The sequence below is a fragment of the Boseongicola sp. genome, from assembly GCF_057460485.1.
This window is the reverse complement of sequence record NZ_JBVCWP010000301.1, coordinates 1-4,404: the sequence shown is the minus strand read 5'-3', so window position 1 is coordinate 4,404 and position 4,404 is coordinate 1. Positions and strand designations below refer to the sequence as shown.

Sequence of the window (4,404 nt, the reverse complement as noted above, 5' to 3'; positions counted from 1 at the left end):
GGGCGCCGATGAGACCGGCGAATGCCGGCCAGGCGCCGCCCGCGAGGTCCGACACGGCGTTTGCTAGCTCGATAGGCATACTTTCAAGGCCGGCACCGTTGACGTTTGAGGCGATGAAAACTCGCACGGCCGGGACCGCAAAGCCGAGAGCGATGCTCACGCTCAGCATGGTGACAGCAGTTTGCCTCCAGGCTGCCACGTACTGGCTCATCGACATGCGATAAATGCCCCAAGCAGCGAGTGTGGCCAGGATCAAAACAAAGCCGGGGAGGTAGAGCCAATGAATTTTGGCGGAAACGCCTTTCTCACCAAACCAATCCCAGAGCAACTGGAAGCTAGAGGTCACGGGTGCGCTGACGAGCCACTCCTTAAATGGCAATAAGTCCAAGCGGGTGATCACTAGGAGTGCTGCAACGATAATGTAGGGCGACCAGGCGGCGACCATGCTGATGTGGGCTCTGGCCTCTTCTTGATCGAAGTCTCTCTCCTGGTCGAGACCTAGCCACTCAGGCTCCCACTCGCTTTTCGGCGGGAAGTCCCAGGTTTGCTTGGGCATCAGGAAGCCGGCGCGGGCTGCGGGGATCACTATGGTCAGCGCGATCAGTCCGCCGAGGAGGGACGGGAACTCGGGACCGATCAGATAGGCCACTACGAGGTAGGGGAGGATGAAGGCGAGCGCTGCGAAAATCGCGAACGGCCATACCTCGAGCCCCCTCTTGAGCGAGCGCTCTTTGCCGAAGAACTTTGTCAGGCATGCACAGATGATGAGAGGGATCAGGATCCCGGCCATCGCGTGGAAGGTTGCGGCAGTGCTGCCTATGACCTTCAGATAGCTAAGGGGGATGACCCCCACCTCGACGAGTTCATGACCGTTCTCAGTCAGGAAGGTGTCCACCATAGGCGAGCCAGCCAGGCCAGTCTTGATGCCCACCATAATGGGCGTACCCACCGCGCCGAAGGTCACCGGAGTGGATTGAATGATGAGGGTGACCATGACGGCGGCAAAAGCCGGGAAGCCCATGACGACGAGCAGCGGAGCAGCAATGGCGGCCGGTGTGCCGAAGCCCGAGGCTCCTTCAATGAAGCTACCGAACACCCAGGCGATGATGATGGCCTGGATCCGGCGGTCGGGGCTGATGCCCCGGAAGCCCTCTCGTATCGTGTTGACGGCGCCGCTATAGCGGATGGTGTTCAGCAGCAAGATTGCGCCGAACACGATGTACAGTAGTGTAAAGGCGATAACGACACCCTGAGCAGTAGCGGCAAAGAAGCGATTTGCGGTCATGTCCCAGTAGGTAAGGGCCACGATCCCTGTGATGACCCACGAAAGTGGCATGACCCAAGTGGCAGGCCAGCGGAACACGACCAGCAGCAAGGCGATTGCCAAGATGGGGGTCAGCGCGAGCAATGCTGCCATTGGAGTGTCCGTCGTCAGATAAATTGGGACTGTTTGTGGTTTGAGCTAACGGAGTATCTGGCTTATCTGGTTGTTGATGTTAGGTGGCACATTTGCGGTGTAGCAAGCGCCTTTTGTCGAATGTCTTTCGTTTGATCCTTTCTCTTTCCAGCAAGATGGTTTGGCCTCGTCCGGGGGCATTGTCAGACAAACCTGAGCGGGAGTGACGAACGGTGTTGATATGAGGTGTTCAGGCCACCAGCTGACGCCACTCGGCCAGGGCGGCAGAACGGTTTTGTTTGAAGATGTCGCGGTTGTTGAGGTGACGGTCGAGGTTGAAGTGATTGTAAATTGAGGCATGGGCTGCGGCAAACTTTTGGAGAGTTTGCAGGCACCTGAACTTCGCCATCGCTCGTTCTCGTCGTCGGAACGGCTGGTGTGAATTCTCAGCTCGGTTGTTCAGCCAGCGACCGCACTCCTGATCGGCAGCATTGCCGATTATTCTCATCGCAGCTCGGTACGACCGAAGTCGGTCGGTTACAATTGATCGCGGTTGGCCATAACGTTTCATCATCCTCTTGAGAAACTTCAGTGCAGCCCTACGATCCCGGCGCTTCATCACAAAGACCTCAAGCACTTCGCCTTCGTGATCTACCGCACGCCAAAGATAATGTGTCTCTCCATTGATCCTGACGAACATCTCGTCCAGGTGCCAGCGCCAGTGCGAATACGAACTATGGTGAAGGCGTCGTTTCCTGATCTCGTTGGCGAACATCGGACCGAAGCGATTCCACCAGAACCGCACTGTCTCGTGACAGATGTCGAGGCCCCTCTCGAATAGAATATCCTCGACCTGTCGCAGCGACAGCGGATAGCGGACGTACATCATCACCACGAGGCGGATTACCTCGGGCGAGCTGTTGAAATAACGGAAGGGATTGCGCATCACTGAAGGCTAGGAATGCCCCCTGCTCGGCTCAAGCAAATTTACTCTGACAATGCCCCGATGACCAAAAACGCAGATGCGGCTAACAAACGAGCGCGTTTCATGAAGCGGGAGGAAATCGGGCAATGAGTTGCAGTTTTTTGCCGTCTCGCTCGACCCTCACAGGCAACCACGTGCCCGGTGGTTGGCGGCGGATAATGGCGACCAAGTCGACGCCTCTCGCGAGCCTTACGCCCGCCGCCTCAAGTAGCAGGTCTTGCTTCTGGAGACCGGTAGCGGCAGCGATACTATTTGCCTCAATTCCCTGAACAACCAAACCACGGTCGCTCTCGCTGACCAGTACGCCAAGGCGCGGTCTCTGCCCCTCGTCAGGAGACATTTCTGGCTTTAGTCCGAAGATGGCGTCAGCCACCGTGGGTGTTAGTGCCTCGCATTGATCCCCTGCTGTCCAGGGCAGCAATGACGCCACCTCGCCGATCCCTAAGCTCGCAAGCTGATGAGCGACACCCCAACCTTCCTGCAGATGGCCAATGCCAAGAATAGCAACGACCATGCGGTCTGGATGATTGTTCACCTCATTGGCAATGGCCTCCGCCATAGCGCGGTCCCAAAATGTTTGGCTCCGCACGAAGCTTTGGAATGCGGGCGCCTCGCGCGTGAGTGTCTTTGACGGCGTGTTTTCGTCACGGTTAGCAGCCGGATGTTTCTGAAAGACGTCCCAGAGATAATCGACATAGGCAGAAGATGGCGCTGCCGGCTCGGACACATCCTCGCGTTCGTCAACAGGCACAGATGCCCATCCGCTCTGACCGACCTTTCGCACGAGCGCCTGTTCGACGTTCATGGCCAGCATTGGCAGCTCATTCAGGCGCGCGAGTTCGAAGAGCAGCATATAAAGTTCGGGATCGAAGTTCCATACATTGACCCAGTCGGTCTCCTCAAGAAATTGCCGATCCGTTAGCTGGCCGGCAATCCAACGATCCAGAGCGGGTTGGACGCGACGGGGAAATGCTTCGAACGCAAGGATGATATCTTTCTTGCGTGCACTTAGCGCCGATACCATATGCGCTTGCCATATATGGTGTTCCATCTTGTCATGCACTTCACCTAGAAGAACAACGTTCTTGTTTGTCAGTCGCGAGGCCAAGGTGCTGAGATCAACGGTCTCACCAGTCGCCGGAACAAACCAGCTTCCAGGTTGAAGGCAGTCTTTTCCAATGGCGGCTGAAGAGTTGACCATCAGCAGCGCAAGAAGGATGATTTTTTGGAGTCCCAGTCTCTTCATCTCATAACAGCGGTTGCAAAATGACACGGTGTCCTTTCCGAAAATTCCATCCGGCCTGGATTCGCATCGTAAGGCAGAATCATCGCATCTTTGAGAGCGATGATTTCGATTTTGCCCGCGCTCGGAATATCCCGGCGCCCTGACGGTCCGAAAGTTGCCGCCTATCTCCAACGGCTGCGTGTACCGAAAACCTGATCCGCTCTTCTCGCCTCCCTGCTGTGAAAGATGTTCTCCCTGCTCGGTTGTTTAGGGAGAAGGCAGCCCAATGCCTTGAGATACGGAGAGTTTCAGCAGGGCCGAGGCGGGGCTCTCCCTGCAATTTGGCAGAATCTCCCTGCATTTCCCTTGTGAGTAGGGAGAGAGGGGTTCGCCTCAGACTGTCAGCACAGCCACCTAGTCCCGGGTTTTCCGGCTCTCTGCAGAGGCCCGCCAGACCTCCTCGAAGAAGCCCGGAAATGCGCCACTAGTTAGCGGCGGTTCTGCCTGGACGTAGCAGAGACACAGAAGCTTCCGTCCTAAAGTGACTACTTCTGGCGCGCTTTCTCTACTGGCCAGTTTCGGGGGTCACAGTTTGGGGTGCAGTCGATTGAGCCGCATCGGGATGTCGGCCTTGAGGGGTAGAGCGGACATGCCCACTCCGCTCGCCGATGTCCGTTAAGTGCCAAAAGCAGACATCAGGTGCTTCCGGTTCCGTCAATTTTCCATTACAACGCAGCGCCGAAAGTAAGGTTCTCAGGGAGAAAATCATGCTCTGTGTTCGGGCCCTTGTCGCCACCT

The 4,404-nt window shown here is 56.7% G+C and carries 3 protein-coding genes; all 3 read right to left on the bottom strand.

Annotation, left to right across the window (positions count from 1 at the left end; all coding sequences use genetic code 11):
* On the bottom strand, window positions 1-1,417 hold a 1,417-nt coding region (locus tag AC221Y_RS20770), incomplete at its 3' end, for an L-lactate permease (RefSeq protein WP_486708270.1).
* 229 nt (window positions 1,418-1,646) lie between these two features.
* Complete coding sequence (locus AC221Y_RS20765) at window positions 1,647-2,342, bottom strand: IS6 family transposase (protein ID WP_486708269.1); 696 nt, start codon at window positions 2,340-2,342, stop codon at window positions 1,647-1,649.
* A gap of 100 nt (window positions 2,343-2,442) precedes the next feature.
* Window positions 2,443-3,627 carry a ChaN family lipoprotein gene (locus AC221Y_RS20760; RefSeq protein ID WP_486708268.1) on the bottom strand — a complete coding sequence of 395 codons (1,185 nt, stop codon included), beginning with the start codon at window positions 3,625-3,627 and terminating at the stop codon, window positions 2,443-2,445.
* Window positions 3,628-4,404 lie beyond the last annotated feature (777 nt).

Excerpts from the sequence above, each read along its gene's own strand:
- AC221Y_RS20765 (WP_486708269.1), bottom strand. The coding sequence starts at position 2,342 with ATGCGCAATCCCTTCCGTTATTTCAACAGCTCGCCCGAGGTAATCCGC.
- AC221Y_RS20760 (WP_486708268.1), bottom strand. The coding sequence starts at position 3,627 with ATGAAGAGACTGGGACTCCAAAAAATCATCCTTCTTGCGCTGCTGATG.